12 protein-coding genes and 7 pseudogenes are annotated in these 19,255 nt (G+C 68.5%); 5 read left to right on the forward strand and 14 right to left on the reverse strand.

All coding sequences use genetic code 11. From position 1 onward, the window contains the following. Nucleotides 1-78: 78 nt before the first annotated feature. The 5 genes and pseudogenes from A6A29_RS24970 to A6A29_RS24980 all read right to left on the reverse strand — a co-directional run bounded on the left by A6A29_RS24970 (nucleotide 79) and on the right by A6A29_RS24980 (nucleotide 2,677). A pseudogene (locus A6A29_RS24970) lies at nucleotides 79-1,503 on the reverse strand (IS1380 family transposase). Nucleotides 1,504-1,519: 16 nt separating this feature from the next. After that, the gene (locus A6A29_RS47620) at nucleotides 1,520-1,660 is read right to left on the reverse strand and encodes a hypothetical protein (protein ID WP_274535837.1); all 141 of its coding nucleotides are present in this window, start codon (nucleotides 1,658-1,660) and stop codon (nucleotides 1,520-1,522) included. Further along, nucleotides 1,646-1,795: pseudogene (locus A6A29_RS47625) on the reverse strand (hypothetical protein); the annotation flags it as partial. The gene A6A29_RS47620 and the pseudogene A6A29_RS47625, both read right to left, overlap by 15 nt. Nucleotides 1,796-1,797: 2 nt before the next feature. Then, nucleotides 1,798-2,046: pseudogene (locus A6A29_RS47630) on the reverse strand (protein kinase domain-containing protein); the annotation flags it as partial. Nucleotides 2,047-2,116: 70 nt separating this feature from the next. Next, nucleotides 2,117-2,677, reverse strand: a complete 561-nt coding sequence (locus A6A29_RS24980) for a helix-turn-helix domain-containing protein (RefSeq protein ID WP_073723037.1) — start codon at nucleotides 2,675-2,677, stop codon at nucleotides 2,117-2,119. 225 nt (nucleotides 2,678-2,902) lie between these two features. Here A6A29_RS24980 and A6A29_RS24985 point away from each other — a divergent pair, with 225 nt between their 5' ends. After that, nucleotides 2,903-4,051, forward strand: a complete 1,149-nt coding sequence (locus tag A6A29_RS24985) for a Zn-dependent alcohol dehydrogenase (protein WP_107468321.1) — start codon at nucleotides 2,903-2,905, stop codon at nucleotides 4,049-4,051. Further along, nucleotides 4,048-5,478 carry an APC family permease gene (locus A6A29_RS24990; RefSeq protein ID WP_073723039.1) on the forward strand — a complete coding sequence of 477 codons (1,431 nt, stop codon included), beginning with the start codon at nucleotides 4,048-4,050 and terminating at the stop codon, nucleotides 5,476-5,478. The genes A6A29_RS24985 and A6A29_RS24990 overlap by 4 nt, the downstream gene beginning before the upstream one ends. Before the next feature lie 105 nt (nucleotides 5,479-5,583). On the opposite strand, the pseudogene A6A29_RS43385 reads toward A6A29_RS24990, so the two are convergent. Beyond that, nucleotides 5,584-6,311, reverse strand: a pseudogene (locus A6A29_RS43385) (transposase); the annotation flags it as partial. Between the two features lie 731 nt (nucleotides 6,312-7,042). Between A6A29_RS43385 and A6A29_RS48210 the strand changes: the two are divergent. Next, nucleotides 7,043-7,240 (forward strand): hypothetical protein, encoded by a 198-nt coding sequence (locus A6A29_RS48210; protein ID WP_443333364.1) that lies wholly within the window; start codon nucleotides 7,043-7,045, stop codon nucleotides 7,238-7,240. Continuing rightward, on the forward strand, nucleotides 7,189-9,000 hold the full coding sequence (locus A6A29_RS25015; RefSeq protein WP_443333363.1) for an nSTAND1 domain-containing NTPase: 1,812 nt from the start codon (nucleotides 7,189-7,191) through the stop codon (nucleotides 8,998-9,000). Before A6A29_RS48210 ends, A6A29_RS25015 begins: the two co-directional genes overlap by 52 nt. 83 nt (nucleotides 9,001-9,083) lie before the next feature. On the opposite strand, the gene A6A29_RS45920 is transcribed toward A6A29_RS25015, so the two are convergent. After that, entirely contained in the window at nucleotides 9,084-9,593 is a 510-nt protein-coding gene (locus A6A29_RS45920) for a tyrosine-type recombinase/integrase (RefSeq protein WP_198953214.1), read from the reverse strand. 52 nt (nucleotides 9,594-9,645) lie between these two features. Here A6A29_RS45920 and A6A29_RS25035 point away from each other — a divergent pair. Next, nucleotides 9,646-10,830 (forward strand): annotated as a pseudogene (locus tag A6A29_RS25035) (helicase associated domain-containing protein); the annotation flags it as partial. Nucleotides 10,831-11,272: 442 nt separating this feature from the next. Here the strand turns inward: A6A29_RS25035 and A6A29_RS25040 are convergent. The 7 genes and pseudogenes from A6A29_RS25040 to A6A29_RS25070 form a co-directional block, all read right to left on the reverse strand. Further along, on the reverse strand, nucleotides 11,273-12,316 hold the full coding sequence (locus A6A29_RS25040) for a terpene synthase family protein (RefSeq protein WP_143197074.1): 1,044 nt from the start codon (nucleotides 12,314-12,316) through the stop codon (nucleotides 11,273-11,275). Nucleotide 12,317: 1 nt separating this feature from the next. Next, nucleotides 12,318-13,157: a hypothetical protein gene (locus A6A29_RS25045; RefSeq protein ID WP_073723052.1), complete on the reverse strand. Its 840-nt coding sequence runs from the start codon at nucleotides 13,155-13,157 to the stop codon at nucleotides 12,318-12,320. A 72-nt stretch (nucleotides 13,158-13,229) separates the two neighbouring features. After that, nucleotides 13,230-14,162: an SAM-dependent methyltransferase gene (locus A6A29_RS25050; protein ID WP_073723054.1), complete on the reverse strand. Its 933-nt coding sequence runs from the start codon at nucleotides 14,160-14,162 to the stop codon at nucleotides 13,230-13,232. After that, a pseudogene (locus A6A29_RS25055) lies at nucleotides 14,159-15,125 on the reverse strand (4-hydroxy-3-methylbut-2-enyl diphosphate reductase). Before A6A29_RS25055 ends, A6A29_RS25050 begins: the two are co-directional and overlap by 4 nt. Before the next feature lie 59 nt (nucleotides 15,126-15,184). After that, nucleotides 15,185-16,249 (reverse strand): polyprenyl synthetase family protein, encoded by a 1,065-nt coding sequence (locus A6A29_RS25060; protein ID WP_073723056.1) that lies wholly within the window; start codon nucleotides 16,247-16,249, stop codon nucleotides 15,185-15,187. A 28-nt stretch (nucleotides 16,250-16,277) separates the two neighbouring features. Continuing rightward, nucleotides 16,278-17,381 (reverse strand): annotated as a pseudogene (gene ispG / locus A6A29_RS25065) (flavodoxin-dependent (E)-4-hydroxy-3-methylbut-2-enyl-diphosphate synthase); the annotation flags it as partial. Continuing rightward, complete coding sequence (locus A6A29_RS25070; protein ID WP_073723058.1) at nucleotides 17,378-19,252, reverse strand: 1-deoxy-D-xylulose-5-phosphate synthase; 1,875 nt, start codon at nucleotides 19,250-19,252, stop codon at nucleotides 17,378-17,380. The pseudogene ispG and the gene A6A29_RS25070, both read right to left, overlap by 4 nt. Between the last annotated feature and the right edge of the window lie 3 nt (nucleotides 19,253-19,255).

The following is a 19,255-nucleotide window of genomic DNA, read 5'->3' on the forward strand; positions in this document are numbered from 1 at the left end:
CCGGTGGACATGGTGAGGGCCCGGCGCGGTGGTCGGGTTCTCCAAGGTCCTTGAGTCGAGGTGGGCGGGGACGGCGAGTCAGCCGGCGGGGCGGGGCAGTGCGGCCAGGCGGTGGAATGCGGCCGTGAGTTCGTGTCGCCAGGGCCAGGTCGCCGGTATCCGAAGGCGTAGGCGGCGGCCGCCCCGGGTGAGGCGGGCGGCGACGTGCAGGATCCGGTAGCGGAGTTTCTTGGGTTCGGCGGCCGCGAGTTCGCCGTCCAGCAGGAGGACGCGGGTCCAGGCGAGGAGGTCGATCGCCGCGAGGCTGAGTTCGAGCCATGCGGCGTTGACGTTGAAGTTGCGGGAGGGGAAGCGGCCGAAGCCGGTGGTCTTGCCGCACCGGATGTGGTCCTCGACGGTGGCGTGTCCGCGGTGGCGGACTTCCAGGAACTGGGCCGATCCGGCGGTGAACGGTGTGTCGGTGAGGAAGGCCTGGTGGCGCAGGCCCTCGTCCTGGTCGAACAGCGAGAGCTGGGCTCCGGGGTGGGGACGTTCGCGGCGGACGATGATGCGGGTGCCGGCCGGGTAGCCGGCAAGGTCGACCGCGCCGGTCAGTTCGGCGGACTCGCGCAGCGTGCCGGGCGGGGTGCCAGACCTGCTCGGGCAGGGCCCGGATCGCGCGACGGACCGGCTCTGTGACCGCGTATCCGACCGAGAAGCGCAGGTCCAGGCCGTGCCCGCGCGAGTCTCGGAGGTGAGCGAGGAACGCCTTCGCGGATCCCGCGCCGTCGGTGCGGATGAGGATGTCGGTCCCGTGCCGGTGGGCGTCGGGGATCTGTGCGAGGGCCTGGTCGAGCACCGCGACGTGATCGGCGGCGGTGTTGGCGCCGGCGTTTCCGGGCCGCAGGATGCCGGACATCGCCTCGCCGGTATTGGCCAGGAAGCACAGCAGCGGGTGGAACCCGAAGCCGCCTTTGTAGGTGGTGCGGCCGCTTCCTTCTCGGAGTGACAGGTGATCAGGGTCGCGTCGAGGTCCAGGACCAGGCCGGTCACCTCGCGCCCGCCGGCCTTCACCGCCGGTATGCCGGAGCCGGTCTCGTCGGCCTGCAGCCAGGCGACTTCCCGGGCCTGAGCGCGGGCGGACCGCAGCCGGTCCAGTACCCGTTCGTCGACGGCGGGCAGCAGCCGCCAGGCCGTCGGCGTGGAGGCCACCGGGCCGAACACCTCGCTCTGGTCTCGCAGAACAGCCAGATCCGCGATCGACTCGCCGCCGTCAGCCAGCATCACCGCGAGATCGACGGCGATCCGGCCCGGGTCATGACCGGTCCCACGGGACCGAAGGGGCCGAAGTGCCGTGGAGTACGCCGCCGTCAGCCCGGTCGCGTCGGCGAGATCCGCCAGCAGCCGTGCTCCGGTATGCCCGACCACCCCCACACCATCGGCGGAGACATGGAGCTTGGGACGCGAACCGATACCCTGCACGCAGAAAGCGCCTTCCGCTGGACCGACAGAACCCCTCGACAAGGTTCATCGTCCCAGCTCAGAAGGCACTTTCGCGTTCACGACCAGCAACCGGTCTCACGCCAACCGAAACGGCGAGGCTAATGCCGAAGTCCACGACCGTAGCAATGCCGTTGGGGCGGACGATGATGTTGGACGGTTTGATGTCCCGGTGCGCCAAGCCCGCCTCGTGTGCGGTGCCCAGGGCGTCGGCGATACAGCCAGCCCTGCGCACCACGTCAGGCAGGGCAGCCGGCCAGCTTTCAGCACCGTGCTGAGAGAATTCCCAAGCAGCAGCTGCATCACCAGATAGGCGTACTGCCGTCCGTCGTGTATCGCGAAGCCAAAGTCGTGCACGGTGACGATATGCGGGTGGGACAGGCCGTCGGCGACCGCCGCCTCGCGGGCGAACCGAGCCGCCTGCCGGTCGTTGTCGGTGCTGCCATCGCCGGTGAGGACCTTGACCGCAACCAGCCGGTCGATCTTGGGATCGTGCGCCTTCCAGACCTGCCCGAACCCGCCCGTGCCGATCGCTTCAATCAGCCGGTAACGCCCGTCCAGGACGATCCCTTCCTGTACCGACTTCCCCTTTCCGCCTCGGACGGCCCCCGCCCCGAGGGGGCCCCGGAGCCCGGCCCTACGGCCGAAGCTTGGTGCGGTGCAGCGGCAGGGCGGGGGCGATCGACCAGAGGACCTCGGCCTCGTCCTCTCCGGGGTTGTCCCAGGCGTGTGCGGCGCGGGCCGAGAAGGTCGTCGAGTCTCCGGCCTCCAGGAATCGCGGCTCGCCGTCCACGCTCAGCCGCAGCGTGCCACGGACCAGGTAGGCGAAGACGGTCTCGGCTTCCAGGCTGTACGCGCCGCCCGAGCCGCCGCCCGGTCGCAGGATCGTCCGCATGACCTGGACGTGCCGTTCCTCGGCGGGGGTGAGGAGGAACTCCTCGATGCCGTGGCCGCCCATCTCCAGCTTGGCGCCGTGGCCGCCTTTGACGATGTCCTGGTCCGGATAGTCGAAGAGCGCGGCGATGCCGGTGCCGAGGACCTCGCAGATGCGCAGCAGTGTCGGTACCGAGACCGATGTCTTACCGCGTTCGGCGAGGCTGACGAACCCCTTGGTGACGCCTGCGGATTCGGCGACCTGAGCCAGCGTCAGCCCCTGCGTCAGGCGGAGCTCACGCAGCCGCGGACCGATCTGAGACATGTGACTGTCAGGGGCTTCTGGCATGGCGGACACGCTACCTGTCGGGGAAGTCACCGGGAGTGGTCGGGGGAGGGCGGGCTGAAGTGCAGGTCAGAAGGGTCTTTACCCATCGAGTTTAGTGCTGTAAAACTCTGACGAAAGTTTAATGGCACTAAACAAGACGTCCCTGTGGGACGCCGTGCCACCCACCCCCTGCCCGTCCCGCACCACCCGAGGAGTAAGCCGATGAGCTCCCCGTCTTCCCAAGAGAGCACCGCACGCACCGTGCGCGGCGTCGTCTTCCGCTCCCCGGAGCAGGACGTGACGGTCGCCGACGTCACCCTGGCCCCGCCGGCCCCCGGCGAGGTCGAGGTCGCCGTCGCGGCGGCCGGTGTCTGCCACTCCGACCTGCATCTCATCCGGGGCGAGTGGGACCACCCCACCCCCGTCGTGATGGGCCACGAGGGTTCCGGTGTGGTCACCGCGCTCGGTGAGGGAGTCACCGGGCTCGAACTCGGCGACCATGTCGTGCTGTCCTGGGTCCCGTCCTGCGGCACCTGCCGATTCTGTGTCTCCGGGCGCCCGGCCGCGTGCAGCCTGGTCGCCGAGGTCGTGGCACCCGGCGGGGTGCTGTACGACGGCACCAGCCGGCTCTCCGTCGACGGCGAGCCGGCCCACCATTACCTGGGCGTCTCCTCGTTCGCCGAGCGCGTCGTGGTGCCCGCCTCCGGCGCGATCAAGGTACGCAAGGACGCGCCCCTCGATGTGATCGCCCTGGTCGGCTGCGCCATCGCCACCGGTGTCGGCGCGGTCCGCAACACCGCGGGGGTCGAGGCCGGGGCGACCGTCGCCGTCATCGGCTGCGGTGGTGTGGGCCTGTCCTGTGTGCAGGGTGCCCGGCTGGCGAAGGCCGGCCGTATCGTCGCCGTCGACGTCGTCCCCGAGAAGCTGGAGCTGGCCCGCCGGCTCGGCGCGACGGACGCGATCGACGCGTGTGACGGCGATGTCGTCGAGGCGCTGCGGGCCCTGGTCCCGGAGGGCCTGGACTACGTGTTCGACGCCATCGGAAAGATCGAGACCACCGAGCAGTCCATCGCCGCACTCGGCCAGGGCGGCGCAGCCGTCATCGTCGGCCTGCCGCCCACCGGCCGCACCGCCCGCTTCGACCCGCTCGCGCTCGCCGAGGCCGATCAGCGCATTCTCGGTTCCAATTACGGCTCCGTGGACGCCGCCCTCGACATCCCGGATCTGGTGGACCTGGTGGTGTCGGGTGAGCTCGACGTGGAATCGATGATCTCGGCACGGCGCCCGCTGAACGAGGCGGGCGATGCCCTGGCCGACCTCGCCTCCGGCCACGCCCTGCGTCAGCTGCTGATGATGGAGGACCGGACATGAGCACCGCAGGAAAGCAGGCCGTCCCCGAAAAGCCGGCCGACGGTCTGGCCCACCGGTCCGTCTCCACCTTCGAGGTCGGCGCGCAGAGCGTCGCGAACGTCGCGCCCAGCGCCGTCATCGCCTTCGCCCCCGCCAGCATGGCGGCGTCCGCGGGCAACGGTGCCTGGTTCTCGTTCTTCCTGGCCATGGCCGCCGTCCTCGCCATCGCTTACTGCATCTGCGTCTTCGCCCGCAGGCGCGCGGGCGTCGGTTCGCTGTACGCCTTCTCCCGGCTCTCGCTGGGCGCCCCCGGCTCGTTCGTGACCGGCTGGGCCCTGCTCATCGGGGCGGTGTGCATCGGCTCCGGTTCACTCGCGGGCGCCGGGTACTACACGGCACGTGCCCTGGACCAGATCGGCATCGGGGTCTTCACCGGCATTCCGGGCCAGATCCTGCTCGATGTGCTGCTGGCCGCCGTCGCGATCCGGCTGACGATCGCCAGTGTGCGGACGGCGGCCCGGGTCGCCTCCGTACTGGAGGTCGTGTCTATCGTCCTCATCGTGGTCGTGCTGGTACCCGCGTTCTTCAAGAGCGGGAACATCATCGACACCGACCAGCTGAGCCTCAGCGGCTCCACCCTCGACGGCATCGTCTTCGCCGTGGTGCTGGGCGTGCTCGGCTTCGTCGGTTTCGAGGGCGCCGCGTCGCTCGGGGCCGAGGCCACCGACCCGTACAAGGCGATTCCCCGCTCGGTGATGGGCAGTGCGGTCCTGGCCGGTGTGCTCTACATGTTCGCGACGTACGCACAGGTCGCCGGGTTCGGCGGGGCGGACGCGCTGGCGAAGAGCTCCGACCCGATGGACGAACTGGCGGAGCTGTCGGGCCTCGGCTTCCTGAAGTTCTTCCTGCACGCGGGCTTCGCGGCGTCGTTCGTGGCCGTGGTGATGGCCTGCATCACCGTCGCCGCCCGGCTGCTGTTCGGAATGGCCAAGGAGGGTGTGATGCCGGCCCGGCTCGGTGTCGCCCACCCGCGCCACCGGACCCCGTCCGCGGCCATCTGGGCCGTCGCTCCGTTCGTCGTCCTTCCCGCCGTTGCAGTGGTCGCCGCCGGAACCGCGCCGCTGGAGGCCACGACGTACATCGACACCGTCGGAGTCTTCGGCTACATGCTCAGCTACACCCTGGTGTGTCTGGCCGCGCCGCTCTTCGTACGTCGCATCGGCGCCCGCGGTCTGCTCATCACCTGGGCCCTGGGTCTGACCGGCGCCGCGGCGATGGTCTATGTCTTCTACCGCAACCTGTGGCCGGCCCCGGCCTGGCCGCTGAACGTGCTGCCGTACGTGTTCGTAGGCGCCCTGGTCGTCGGCGTCATCGGCTTCGCGGTACTCCGCGCACGGAAACCGGAAGTCGCCCGGCGCGCGGGCACGTTCGCGGACGATCTGGACTGATCCCCAGGCCGCGTCTCCCCCGATGCCCTGCTCCCCCGCACTCCACGCGGGCGGGGCGGGGCATCGCTCGTTGGGCCCGACTTTCGGGCCAAGGGACATTTTACAGTCCCCCGCCTCGGCGGGACGCTCACTGATCATGACCATCGGGTGCGTGAAGCGCGGCTGACGGCAGGCCTCCTGGCGGTGGGGTGCGGCGGCGGGCGCGTCCCGAGCAAAGGGCCGGGGCCAGCTCGCGGCGCAGTTCGCCGCGGCCCTGGACGTACAGGGCCTGGTAGATCGTCTCGTGCACCACGTGCATCTGCGGCTGGTCGGGGAAGGTCCGGCGCAGACTCTCGCAGATCTGTTCCGGGCTCCACTTCCGGTCCAGGCCGTCCTGGATGAAGTCCCGCAGCGCGGTGTTCCGGCCGATCTTGCCGGACTTGGGGCGGGGCCGGCGGGCATCGGCGCGGGCCTGGCGGCGTGCGGACGGTAGTGCCATCGGCCATGGGGATCCACGGTTCGGTTGCGGCCGATCTCCCGGCTGACCGTCGAGGGACTGCGGCCCAGCTCGGCTGCGATCGCCCGGACGGTGGCCTTCTCCCGTACCCGGTCGGCGATGTGGATGCGCTCGGTCTCGCTCAAGTACCGCGACGGTGCGGCAACGGGCGCCCGCTCGATGTGAGCGGGCGCTCGATACCTCAGCGGATCCGTCCGGCCATTGCGCCACTCGCGACCGGTCCGCTCATGCACACCGACGAGTAAGGCTGTTGCACGAGCCGGAAGCATTCCGCCCGCTCAGCACCGGTACTTCCTGGGCCCTGCGCCGTCCTGACCTTACGGATCTCGAAGTCCATCGCACCCCTTGAACTGGGATGTTGCGACGACCACTAGAACCCAAGCACCATCGCCCGGGGTCTCGTGCTGTCTGCAGGTTCAGGCCGTGAGTTTCTTGAAGACCGTCGCGATGGATTTGCGGGCGAGGGAGCCGGGTCTGTCAGTCAGCGTAGACCTGCCCACCCCAGCGCCCGTCGCTTGGGACACACCTGTAGTTGTAGACGTTCGAGGCAGCCATGAAGTACGCCCTCCGAGCATCGCAGCTGGGCTTTGCGGAGTAGTACTCGCCTGTCCACTGCCAGGTCGCGGCTGCGGTCGGTGCCGTGTGGGTCTGGGACGGCGCTGCGGGGACTGCCTGTGCGGCAGCGGCGCCCCCTAGCAGCGTGGTGGCTCCCAGCGCTATGGCGGTGAGCAGCAGACGTGTGCGCATGTGTATCTCCTTCTCGCTTCGTGGAGGGGAATGGCTCGGTGCCGTTGTTGCTGATCTGGCAGCACCGAACGCTGTTCATTCCACCGGCTGGTGATTTGTTTGGCAGTGGTGTTCCGGCGGCTAAACAATGGCCGGGCGCGACCTTTCGGGGGTGGTGGGGGGTGCGTAGGTTGGCCGCTGGCCTGCTGCTGAGGCGGCCGGAGGGGTGGGGTCGTGGCGGGTCGTCGTGAGGTGCCGGTGGATCCGGGGGCGGGTCCGGTTCAGCGGTTCGCGTTCGAGTTGCGCAAGCTGCGCACGGAGGCAGGTGGGATTACCTACCGGGTGCTGGCGGACCGGGCGGGTTATTCGATCACAACGTTGTCGCAGGCGGCTGGGGGTGAGCAGTTGCCGACGTTGCCGGTGGTTTTGGCTTATGCGGCGGCTTGCGGTGGTGATGGTGCGGTGTGGAGGCGCGGTGGAGGCAGGCGGTGGAAGCGGCTGCCGCTGTTTCGGTGCCGGGGCATGACGGCGAGGAGGTGAATCCGCCGTACCGGGGTCTGGTGCGGTTCGAGGCCGGTGACAGTGACCGGTTCTTCGGCCGGGACAAGCTCACCGATGATCTGCTGCAGCTTCTGCGCCGTCGGCGGTTCGCGGCGGTGTTCGGGCCGTCCGGCAGCGGCAAGTCCTCTCTGCTACGCGCCGGCCTTGTCCCCGCCCTTCAGCACGCCCGGGAGACGGGGCTGCGGCCGGCGGCGATCCGGATCCTTACCCCGGGCCCGCATCCCGCGCGTACCCACGCCTCTCTCCTCACCCCCAGCAGCACCGGGGCTGGGAGCGGCGGCCAGGACACACTCGTGATCGTTGACCAGTTCGAAGAGGTCTTCACGCTCTGCCAGGAGTCGGCCGAGCGCGCCCGGTTCATCGAGCTGCTCCTGAGCGTCCGTGCGCCTGAGAGCCGATTACGGGTGCTCATCGCGGTACGCGCCGATTTCTACGGTCACTGTGCCGGGCACCGGGAACTGGCTGAGGCGTTGCGTGACGCCAACCTGCTGGCCAGCCCGATGAGCGCCGCGGAACTGCGCGACGTGATCGTCAAGCCGGCCTCGGCCAGCGGCTTGACCGTGGAGCGGGCCTTGACCTCCCGGCTCGTTGAGGAAGTCTCCGACGCGCCGGGCGGGCTGCCGCTGCTGTCGCATGTGCTGCTGGAGACCTGGCGCAGGCGCCGGGGCAAAGCGTTGACCATGGCGGGCTATGAGGCAGCCGGCGGGCTGGAGGGCGCGATCGCCAAGACTGCCGAGGCCGTCTACGGCCGGTTCACCGAACTCCAGGCAGCTGCGGCCCGCCGGATGCTGCTGCGCCTGGTCGCCCCGGGCGACGGCACGCCCGATACCCGTCGGCCTGCCGAGCGCGGAGAGCTGCAGGCCTCCAGCGGGCAGGAAGACACCCCGGTCTTGGAAGCTCTGGCCCGCGCGCGTCTGCTCACTCTCGATAACACCAGCGTCGAACTCGTCCACGAAGCGCTGCTGACCGCCTGGCCGCGGCTGCGCGGGTGGATCGAGACGGACCGCGAACGCCTGCGCGTACACCGCCGCCTCACCGAAGCAGCACGAACCTGGGAAGACCTGGGCCGTGACCCAGGCGCCCTGTACCGAGGGAGCCGTCTCGTCACTGCTGAGGAATGCTTCAGCAGCGGGCCTGCTGAAGATCTGACCGCCCTGGAGCACCAGTTCCTCACCACCAGCACAACTGCACGTGATCAGGAAGAGCACGCCGCAGCGCGTACCACCCGGCGACTGCGCACGCTCAGTGCCACCCTGTCCGTCTTCCTGGTCCTCGCCGTGATCGCGGGCCTGATCGCGTGGAATCAGAGCCGGGTCAGTGACCGGCAGCGGCAGGCTGCCAATGCCGCGCGACAGGTGGCCCTGTCCCGGCAGCTCGCCGCTCAATCCGCTTCGCTCATAGGGACAAACTCCGATCTCGCCTCGCTGCTGGCTATTCACGCCTACCGCACCAGCCCGACGTCCCAGGCCCTAGAAAGCCTTCACAGTGCCGTCGGCGTGCCTCTGCGTCACAGGCTCACCGGACACCCCGGGGCTCTGACGTCGGTGGCGTTCAGTCCCGATGGGCGCACCCTGGCCACCGCCAGCGCGGACAAGACCGTACGCATGTGGGCCGTAAACCTGCCCACCCCCACCACAGCAGTCAACAAAATATGCCGCGCAGTGGGCCGCGATCTCACCGCACAGGAACGCTCCATATATCTACCCGACCAGCCGCCCCGCACCCCATGTCCAAGCTGAACCATCTCCAGTCGCACAAAAACGTCCGGGCACCTCAGCACCAACGTCCACACCGGCGATGTCCACTGAACCGTTCCCAGGGCTCACGTGGAGGCGTTGCCGGACGGCAGCGAGGTGAAGCTCGGGGTATTCCTGTCGAACAGCAAGAGCCGCCGGGCCAAGCTGACCGCCGACAAGCTCGCCGCGCTGGCTGACTTGGGGTTGTCGGTGCGACGGCGGACATGCATGTGAGGGCCCTCGACCCCACAGCCCACCGCGCGCGAGGAGGCCAGCAGGTGCACATCGCCTCGGTGCAGACCAAGCGCCTCGCCGATCCGCTGACCAGTACGGGCCAGCAGCGCGATCAAGAAGCGGTCCCGCGCTCTCGAGGCGATGGCGATCATGTGGCGGATCTGCTCGTCGCTGAGGTCCTCGTAGCCCGGCTCAGCGATCCTGAAGCGGAACGAGGCCGCCTGTACCTCGCGCCGCTGGCCGAACTCGCCTGTGTCGTAGCCGGGTGGAGTGAAACGCTGCAGCTTCGGCTCCGACAGCAGGGCGGTCGTGGAGGCCGGCACCCTGCCGTGTGCGTGTCCGAACCGGATGAACTCCGCCACTGCTGTCATCGACAACCCAAACAAACATCCCTCGCACTCCAACCACCCCTAGATAAAGGGGCTCCGCTCTCATGATGAACGTCTGGTCGAGCAGCTCGCCTCCCGCGCCCTGACACGGAGCAGCCGGGAACGGCCCGTACATGTGAAGCGGGACGCGGACGGGCGGATCATCCACGCCGAGGGTGAGGGTGAGGGTGAGGTCGTCGAGCAGGAGGACGGCACGGAGGCCGTGGTCGAGTCGGCGCTGCTCCACTTCTCGACACCGCGTGACCCGGCGACCATCGCCGCTTTCCTACGGGCCCGGGTCTTCCGGCCCGAATCGCTGGTGTGGCTGGACGGGTATCAGGCCCTGCGACGGTGGCGCGAGGAACACGAGATCACCGGGGTGTATGCGGTGCCGTACGACGTCGAGACCGAGGTCGGGGTCACCCGGTTTCCCCTGGGGCGGTGAGTGCACCAGCAGCGGCGGGCGCAGCGGGTCGGTGAACTCGACGCCCACCGTAAGGAACTCCTCGACCAGGAGGGGATGGCGTGGGAGGCGAAGCTCGCCGCGCTGCGGTCCTTCCGCCGGGCTCATGGGCATCTGGCGCCTCGGCAGGACGCCGTGTGGGGTGAGGCGGAAGACGACCTGGTGGCGATCGGGCAGCTCATGGCCAACCTGCGCCGCACGGACGGCCTGGGCAAAGACCCAGAACGGGCCACGGCACGCGGCGAGCAGCTGGCCGCCATCGATCAGGACTGGAACTGCCCATGGCCACTGGACTGGCAGCGCCACTACCGGATCCTGGCCGACCTTGCCGATACCGAGGCCGGCGGACCCCTCCCCGACATCCAGGCCGGTGTCCTCTTCGAGGGCGACGATCTGGGGAAGTGGCTGGCACAGCAACGCCGGGCACACACCTGGGCACAACTGAGCGGTGAGCAGCAGGAACGCCTCGACAGGCTCGGCGTGACACTCGACGAACCTGCCCCCGCCCCGGTGACAGCACGCACGGCGAAGGGGGCAGGTGGGCTGTCGGCGCCGTTCCGGCGTGGGGTTGCGGCGCTCGCGCAGTACCTCCAGCGCGAAGGGCGCGAACGGCCGGTCCCGAGGAAACACGAAGAACCCGTCGACATCGACGGCCGGGAACACGTCGTGAAACTCGGTGTATTTGTCAGCAACACCAAGAGCCGACGTGACCGGCTCACCCCCGAGCAGCGTCAGGTCCTCGCGGAGCTCGGGGTGGAATGGGCGTGACACCGGCCGCGGCCAGTCGTTGATCTGGTGGAACGGCACTGCACAGAGAGACCTCGGGCATCGTCGCCCGGGGTCTCGTGCTGTCGGCACCGTGTCCGGCGGACGGCATGACGCATGGTCATAAGCGGTTGGGAAAAGGCGTAACCCGGCATTCCTGATCATGGGCGATGGCGGGTCGAAGTCCGTGGTTACAGTCAGACCAACGCGATCGCCCGTGGCTCCTCCGGTCCAGCTGGCCGGAGGGGAGATCCTCCTCCGGCTGTAAGGGAGGAACGATGCACGGCAGCAATACGCCGGACTACGCCGCCTTGGCCCTCTACGTCAGCCTCATCGAGGCCGCTCTCGATGTACTGACCTGGCTCGGCGGATAGCCCGGCATACGCGCGAGGGTCGCTCCCGCACATCTCAAGAACGGCCGAGGAGGGCAACGGGGGGCTGCAGTTCAGTCGTCTGCGGACCGCCGAGCGGGGTCGTAGTGCCACCACCAGTCGAAGGCGGGAATGCCGAGCGGTTCCGTGGTCTCCGCGGGGACGAGGTCTACCAGCTCACCACCCTCGTAGTTGCCTTCTTCTTCCAGGCCGCTGTTGGACGCGTACCGGCTGGACGTTCGCGTCCATTCCACAGCCCCGTAGTAGTAGTTGATGCAGCTGTCCAGGTAGGCCCGCTGGGCGGCGGATGCGCCGGGGAGGAAGTCCGCGTGCAGGCGGCGGAAGAGGCTGATCGCACGGTTTCGCATGGTCAGGTGGTAGTCGAGGCTCTCCTCGAAGGACATGCCGTGTCTGCTCTGCAGGACGGCGTGCAGATTGTGCTGACGAGTGTCGCGCGCGGACTCTTTGGTGAACGCGTACCGTTCGGCGTCCCACAGGTACAGGGCGGTGATGATCTCTGCCATGGCGCGGACGCGCCGGTCTTCGTACTCCTCCGGCTGGATGTCCACCTGGGCGATGATGTGAGCGAAGTTCAGGAACATCCATCCGCCGCCGCCGTACTGCCTCATGACCAGGCAGTCGTTCAGGTCCGGCTCGGGGCTCACCGCCTTCCACGACTCGACGAACATGTAGGTGCGTACATATTCAACGAAGCGTCCTACGTGGGCGGGTGAGGCGTACCGGTCCATGCGCCTGCGCAGGTCTTGCATCCCCAGGACGTACCGGTCTTCGCCCACCGCATGTTCCGGTGATTCCGCTGCCCGCTGGATTCGGTGACATGCCTCGATGAACCGAGCGTGGTTGCGGCTGAGCGGACCTTCGTCGCAGTACTCGTCGTCGAAGGCGAACGCCCACATCAGCAGGTCGGAACCGATCTGCAGCAGTTCGTCCGGGCCGAAGGGGTAGGTCCGTGCCGCGAGGGTAGCCGAGCCGCCCCGGGCCAGACGGTCGCGCTGTTCGTTGCTCTCACCGAGTTGGAACCGGTCCAGGAAGTCGTTGGATGCCAGCTGAATGGGATCGGACGCCGGGTCCTTCAGGTTGAAGTGGGGGTGTGCCACGTCAGGGAAGGGGAGGGGGAGGGGAGGGAACTTGATGACCGACATCGAGGTCTGCCTTTCCTGGGCTTGTGGACTGGTGCGTCGCAGTCCCTGTTCGGGGCCGCTCCGCCGGGACGGTGTACTTGATCAGGGTGGCGAAGGTCCCGAGCGAGATGGCCACCGTGAGGAGGCCGAGCAGCGCCATGGGTAGGAGGGGGAGCTCCATGACCATCCCCCAGAACACCGGCCACCCCATGAATCCCTCGGCGCCGAGCATCAAGCTGGCGCCCATGATGAGGAACGCGAGCCTGCGGATTCCTGAGACATTTCGATCGAAGTGATACAGGATCAGGCCAGTCCCCAGGTAGGTGGTGACGTAGATGAAGGCCCAGGGGATGGGGGCTCCCAGTACCTCAAGGGGCTGGCTTCCGTAGTACTTGAACGCGCCGAAGTGCGCCATGACGATTTCACTGACGAACTCGATCAGCACGATGGCGGCGAGAGCTACCCAGAGCTTCCGCACCGCCCTGGGCCGGTGCATCAACTTGATCGCCATCGCGCCCAGAGTGCTGGGTACGGCGCAGAGATAGAGGAACACCCACAGAGGTTCGCCTCGTCCGAATTCAGCCACGTCGTAGACGGTCAGTTCGATGGGATGGAACTGGACCTTGTTCAGAACCTCGACGATTGGCTCTTGGAACGTGGCGATGAAGTTCGCGCCAACAAGCAGAGCGTAGAGGGGGCGGTTCTTTCGCGGCTGGAGGGCGACCCAGATGATGAATCCCAACAGCCAGGCGCCCGTGATAGCGGTGAGGGACATTTCAATTGCCGGGTTGATCTCGCCCAGCTGGGGTGGGTGCATGTGGAGTTCCTTTGTCGCTGGCGGCCGCGGAGATGCCGAGTGACAAGGGGCCGCGATGGGGGCCTGCTCAGCTCAGGCGGAGCGGCGGGCGATGATGCTGTAGGCGGAGACCTTGTCGTGCAACAGACCGGCGGACATGTTGTCGGCCATGACCCGGAGTTCTTCGAGGGGGCCGGTGACGCCTGCGGGGAAGTGGTGTTGGATGTTGGTCTTCACTTGGCTGAACCAGTGGGCGACATCGGCGTTGGAGGGCAGGATGCGCATGTCTGTGATGGTGAAGCCGCTGGCACGAATGGTGTCGGCGAAGTATTCGGGGGTTTTGCGGTTTCCGCAGGCCAGGCGGTCGACTTCGTCGGGGATCTTGGACGTGTAGCCGTCCAAATCTCCTTTGAAGAGTGTGTCGGAGATGATGACCGTGCCTCCGGGGCGTACGCGACTGGCGAGTGCTTTGACGGACCGTTCGAAGACGTCGTTGCGGAAGTGGGTGTAGACGCCTCGGATGACGACCAGGTCGTAGGGACTCTCGGGGTTGGGGAGGCGGTCGATGTCCTGCCCGTTGCACAGGTAGAGCTTGATGCGGTCGCTCAGGTCATGGTCGGCTAAGTAGTCGGCGCAGTAGCTGAGTTGCTGTGGGCTGATGTTGACGGCGTCGATGCGCTCGGCTTCGTGGAAGCGGCGGGCGAGCAGGTAGGTGATGAAGCCCCAGCCGCAGCCGAGGTCGAGGATGCGGCGGATCTGCGTACGGGGGCCGTCGAGCAGGTCGGCGTGGTGCAACTGACGGTCGAAGAAGCGGATGCCGGCCTCACCGAGGTTGAGGTGGCGCTTGGCGCCTTCGTAGATGCCCCATTCGAACAGGCAGGTGTCGCCGAGGGCTTTGCGCCATGTGTCGGGGTCGTCGGCGTAGGTGTTGACGACCTTGTCGCGGTACGGGTCGGGTGCATCGCCTTCGATGACGGTCACGGTGCTGGGCAGCGTTGTGACGGGGTGGCGCGATGCGGTGGTCATGGATTTGTCCCTTCAGCTGAGCTGTGCGGTGTGTTCGTCAAGTGGGTGTGTGCTGCCGTGGCACCCAGATCCGCTGCCTCCGCGCGCAGGTCGCGGCGGAGCTCCCTGGGCAGCGAGAAGGTGCTGGACTCGTCGTCGGTCTTGACCGTCTCCACGTCCGCGTAGCCGCGCTCGGCCAGCCATTCCAGTACGCCGTCGACCGCCACGTCGGGGACCGAGGCGCCGGAGGTGACACCGACCGTGGTGACGCCTCGCAGCCAGGCCGCGTCGATCTCGTCGGCGAAGTCCACCAGGTAGGCGGCATCCGCGCCGACGTCGGGGGGCGACCTCGGCCATCCGCTTGGAGTTCGAGGAGTTGTGGGAGTCGGCGATGATGACCAGCTGGGCGTCCTTGGCGAGCTTCTTCACCGCGGTCTGGCAGTTCTGCGAGGCGTAGCAGATGTCGTCGCCGGGTGGGAACCGCAGTGTGGGGAAGCGATTCTTGAGGGCGGTGACCGTTTGTGTGGTCTCGTCGATGGAGAGGGCCGTCTGGGACAGCCAGACCTCTTTGTCCGGGTCCCGGACGTGGACGCGGGCCATGTCATGGGGGCCGTCGACGACCTGGATATGGTCGGGAGCCTCGCCGCTGGTGCCGATGACCTCCTCGTGTCCTTCGTGGCCGATGAGGAGGATGTCGTAATCCTGCCCGGTGAAACGGGCGGCCTTCTTGTGGACCTTGGTGACCGGCGGGCAGGTGGCATCAATCATCCTGAGGCGCCGTGCGGCCGTCTGTTCGCGGACGGTGGGGGCGACGCCGTGGGCGGAGAAGATGACGATGCTGCCCCCGGGTACATCGTCGGTCCCCTCGACGAACACGGCGCCCTTGTCCTTGAGCGCATTGATGACGTGGGCGTTGTGGACGATCTCGTGGCGGACGTAGATCGGGGGCCCGTACCGTTCCAGGGCCTTCTCGACGGTGGCGATGGCGCGGTCAACCCCGGCCCGGCAGGCGCGGGGGTAGGTGAGCAGGACACGGCGGCGCTTCATGAGGTGCGCTCCACCGCTTGGGCGGCGATGTGCCGCAGAGCGGCGGCGGCCGCTGGCGGATAGGGGGTGGCGTCCAGGGCAGTGAGGGCGCAGGCGTACCGGGTGGCGATGACGTCTTCGACTGTGGCGCGGGCGCCGGTGGCGTCCAGGATGGTGCGGATGCGGGCGGCGCCGTCTGGGTCCAGGTCCGGGTTGCCGACCAGGGAGTCGAGGAGCGCGCGCTGGGCGGCGTCGGCGCGCTGGGCGGCGAGGGCGATCAGGACGGTGTGCTTGCCTTCGCGCAGGTCGTCCAGGACGGGCTTGCCGGTGGTGTCGGGCCGGCCGTACACGCCGAGGATGTCGTCGCGCAGTTGGAAGGCTTCGCCGAGGGGAAGGGCGTACATGGACAGCGCGGTGTGCAGCCGCGGGTCGGCGTCGGCCAGGGTCGCCCCGCAGTGCAGGGGGCGCTCTACGGTGTACTTCGCGGTTTTGAACTGGATCACTTTCAGGGCCGCTTGATGGTCGTTGAGGGGGCCGAGGGGTGTCATGAGGTCGAGGTACTGGCCGTAGATGACTTCTTGGCGCATGAGGTCGATGACCCGGCGCAGGTCGGCGAGGCGGTGGGGTGGGTGGTTCGCGGTGTGCAGGAGTTCGTCCGACCAGGCGAGAGCCATGTCGCCGATCAGGATGGCCGCGCTGGTGCCGAGTTGGGCATGACCGCATCGGAGGGCGATGGAGCGGTGCACGGTGGGGTGGCCGCGGCGGGTGGCGCTGTTGTCCATGATGTCGTCGTGGATGAGGCAGAAGGCGTGGAACATCTCCAGGGCTGCCGCTGTGCGGATCACGGCGGCGTCGTCGCCGTGCCCGCTGGCGGCGTGCCAGCCGAGCACACAGAACAGGGGGCGCAGCCGCTTGCCGCCAGCGGCGAGGAAGTCCCGTAACGTCGCCGGGACGTCCGGGGGCAGGGACCGGTCCGCGGCACCGCGCGTCTTCGTTTCGAGGAAACTGTGCAGAACGCTGTCGACGCGGCTTCGGAGGGCCGCCAGGTCGAGGGGCTCGACGTGCAAGGACGGTGCGGTCATGGGGTCCCCCTGTCTGCTGGGTGGGAGTTTGGGCGGTCAGACGCAGGGCCTCGTCGAGGAGGGCTTTGACGACCTGGGACTCAGGGACGGTGCGCACGACCTGGCCGCGGGCGAATATCTGGCCTTTGCCGTTGCCGTTGCCGCAGGAGACGCCGAGGTCGGCTTCGCGGGCTTCGCCGGGTCCGTTGACGACGCAGCCCATGACGATGCGCAGGGGGTGGGGGAAGCCGTCGAAGGCGGCCTCGACCTGGGCGGCGAGGCGGTGGATGTCGACCTGGAGGCGTCCGCAGCCGGGGCAGGAGACGATCTCCAGTCTGCGGGGGCGCAGGCCGAGGGAGGAGAGGATGTGGCAGCCGGCCTTGACCTGTTCGACGGGTGGCGCAGAGAGGGAGACGCGGATGGTGTCGCCGATGCCCTCGCCCAGCAGGATCCCGAAGGCCACGGCCGATTTGATCGCTCCCTGGAGGGCCGGTCCGGCTTCGGTGACGCCGAGGTGGAGGGGGTAGTCGCAGGCGTCGGCGAGGAGCCGGTTGGCGGCGATCATCGTGGCGGGGTCGTGGTGTTTGACAGCGATCTTCAGGTTCTGGAAGCCGTGTTCCTCGAAGAGGGAGCATTCCCACAGGGCGGATTCCACAAGGGCTTCGGGGGTGGCGCGGCCGTGCTTGGCGAGGAGGCGGGGGTCGAGGGAGCCGGCGTTGACACCGATCCGGATCGGTACCCCCGCCGCCGTGGCGGCCTTCGCGATCTCGCCCACCCGGTCGTCGAATCTGCGGATGTTGCCGGGGTTGACCCGTACGGCGGCGCAGCCGGCGTCGAGGGCGGCGAAGACGTAGCGGGGCTGGAAGTGGATGTCGGCGATCACCGGCAGCGGGGACTTCGCCACGATCTTGGGGAGGGCGTCGGCGTCGTCCTGGGAGGGGACGGCGACGCGGACGATGTCGCATCCCGCTGCGGTGACTTCGGCGATCTGCTGGAGGGTGGCGTCCACATCGGCGGTAACAGTGGTGGTCATGGTCTGCACGGATACCGGTGCGCCGCCGCCCACCGGGACATTCCCGACGTGGAGTTGGCGGGTGCGGCGGCGTGCCGGAGTGCTGGGGAGGGCGGGCAGGCCGAGGTCGGTGGTCATCATGTCTCCACGGGATACTCGGAGTGGTGCGGGAGCCCGGCGCGGGCCCGGAGTATCGCGTGGACGATGCCCGGGGTGTCGAGGCCGGCCGCGCTGAGCAGCTCGCTGCGGGTCGCGTAGGGGAGAAAACGTAGGGGCAGGCCCAGGATGTGTGTGGGGACACGGCTCCCGGCGTCGGTGATTGCCTGGGTGATGGCTGTTCCCATGCCGCCGGAGCGGATGCCGTCCTCGACGGTGACGACCAGGCGGTGGCGGGTGGCGAGTTCGGTGAGCTGGTGGGGGACGGGCAGGGCCCAGCGGGGGTCGGCGACGGTGCATCCGATGCCCCGGTGGTCGAGATGAGCGGCGGCTTCGAGAGCCGCTCCGGCCAGCGGGCCGGCGGCGACGAGCAGGACGTCCCGGACACCGGAGCGGAACAGGACATCGACGGGGCCGTGCCGTTCCAGCGCCTTGATGTCGTCCCCGGTGGTGCCTTTCGGGAAGCGCAGGGCGGTGGGACCCGCGCTGTGTGTGGTGGCCTCGGTGAGGAGTTCCCGTAACTGGGCGGCGCCGCGCGGAACGGCCACCCGCATGCCGGGGACGGTGCCCAGGAGGGGCAGGTCCCACATCCCGTGGTGCGAGGGACCGTCGGGGCCGGTGATACCGGCCCGGTCCAGGACGAAGGTCACCGGCAGGGAGTGCAGGGCCACATCCATCAGGACCTGATCGAACGCCCGGTTCAGGAACGTCGCGTAGATCGCCACCACAGGGTGGAAGCCTGACATCGCCAGCCCGGCCGCCGACGTGACCGCGTGCTGCTCGGCTATCCCGACATCGAAGACCCGCCCTGGGAACTTGTCCCGCATGGGGTGCAGGCCGGTCGGCCGCAGCATCGACGCGGTGACGGCCACCACCTCCGGGTGCCCGGCCGCCACCGACACCAGCTCGTCCGCGAACACACTCGTCCACGAGCGCCCCGAGCCCCCCTCCGCCGGGACGGGGCGGCCGGTGGACGGATCGACAATGCCGACCGCGTGCAGGCAGTCCGCCTCGTCCGCCTCCGCAGGCGCGTACCCGCGGCCCTTGACCGTCACCACATGCACGAGGACCGGGCAGGCCAGCGCCCGCGCCCGGCGCAGCGCCTCCTCCAAGGCGGCCGTGTCGTGCCCGTCGACCGGTCCGACGTAGCCGAGGCCAAGATCGGTGAAGACATTCCCTTGTCCTTGCGTCCCTGGGTGCTCGGGGGATTCCGGGTGGTCCGCTGTCCTGATTCCCCGCTGCTTCAGTGTGTTCAGATGTGCGGCCAGGGCGCCGGTGGTGGGGGCGTAGGAGCGGCCGTTGTCATTGAGGACCACGATCACCGGACGGGACCGGGCGGCTCCGAGGTTGTTCAGCGCCTCCCAGGCCATTCCGCCGGTGAGGGCGCCGTCGCCGATGACGGCGACCACGGCACGGTCGTTGTCTCCGCTGAGGGCCCGTGCCTTCGCGAGGCCGTCGGTGTAGGAGAGGGCGGTGGAGGCATGGGAGTTCTCCACCAGGTCGTACGGCGACTCGGCCCGTGACGGGTACCCTGACAGGCCCCCGGCCTGCCGCAGCGACCCGAAATCCTTGCGACGGCCGGTCAGCAGCTTGTGTACGTATGCCTGATGCCCGGTGTCGAAGACGATCGTGTCCCTGGGCGAGTGGAACACCCGGTGCAGCGCCAGGGTCAGCTCCACCACCCCCAGATTCGGTCCCAGATGACCGCCCGTCGCGCAGACCGTTTCCACCAGGAATGCCCTGACCTCCGCCGCCAGCTCGCCCAAGTGCTGCTTGGGCAGGGCCCGCAGGGCCGCCGGGGTGCTGGCCTTCACCAACAGCGGGAAGCGGGAGAGGAGTGTGCTGGTGGTACTCATCGG

The organism is Streptomyces sp. TSRI0281 (genome assembly GCF_001905125.1).
GTDB lineage: Bacteria > Actinomycetota > Actinomycetes > Streptomycetales > Streptomycetaceae > Streptomyces.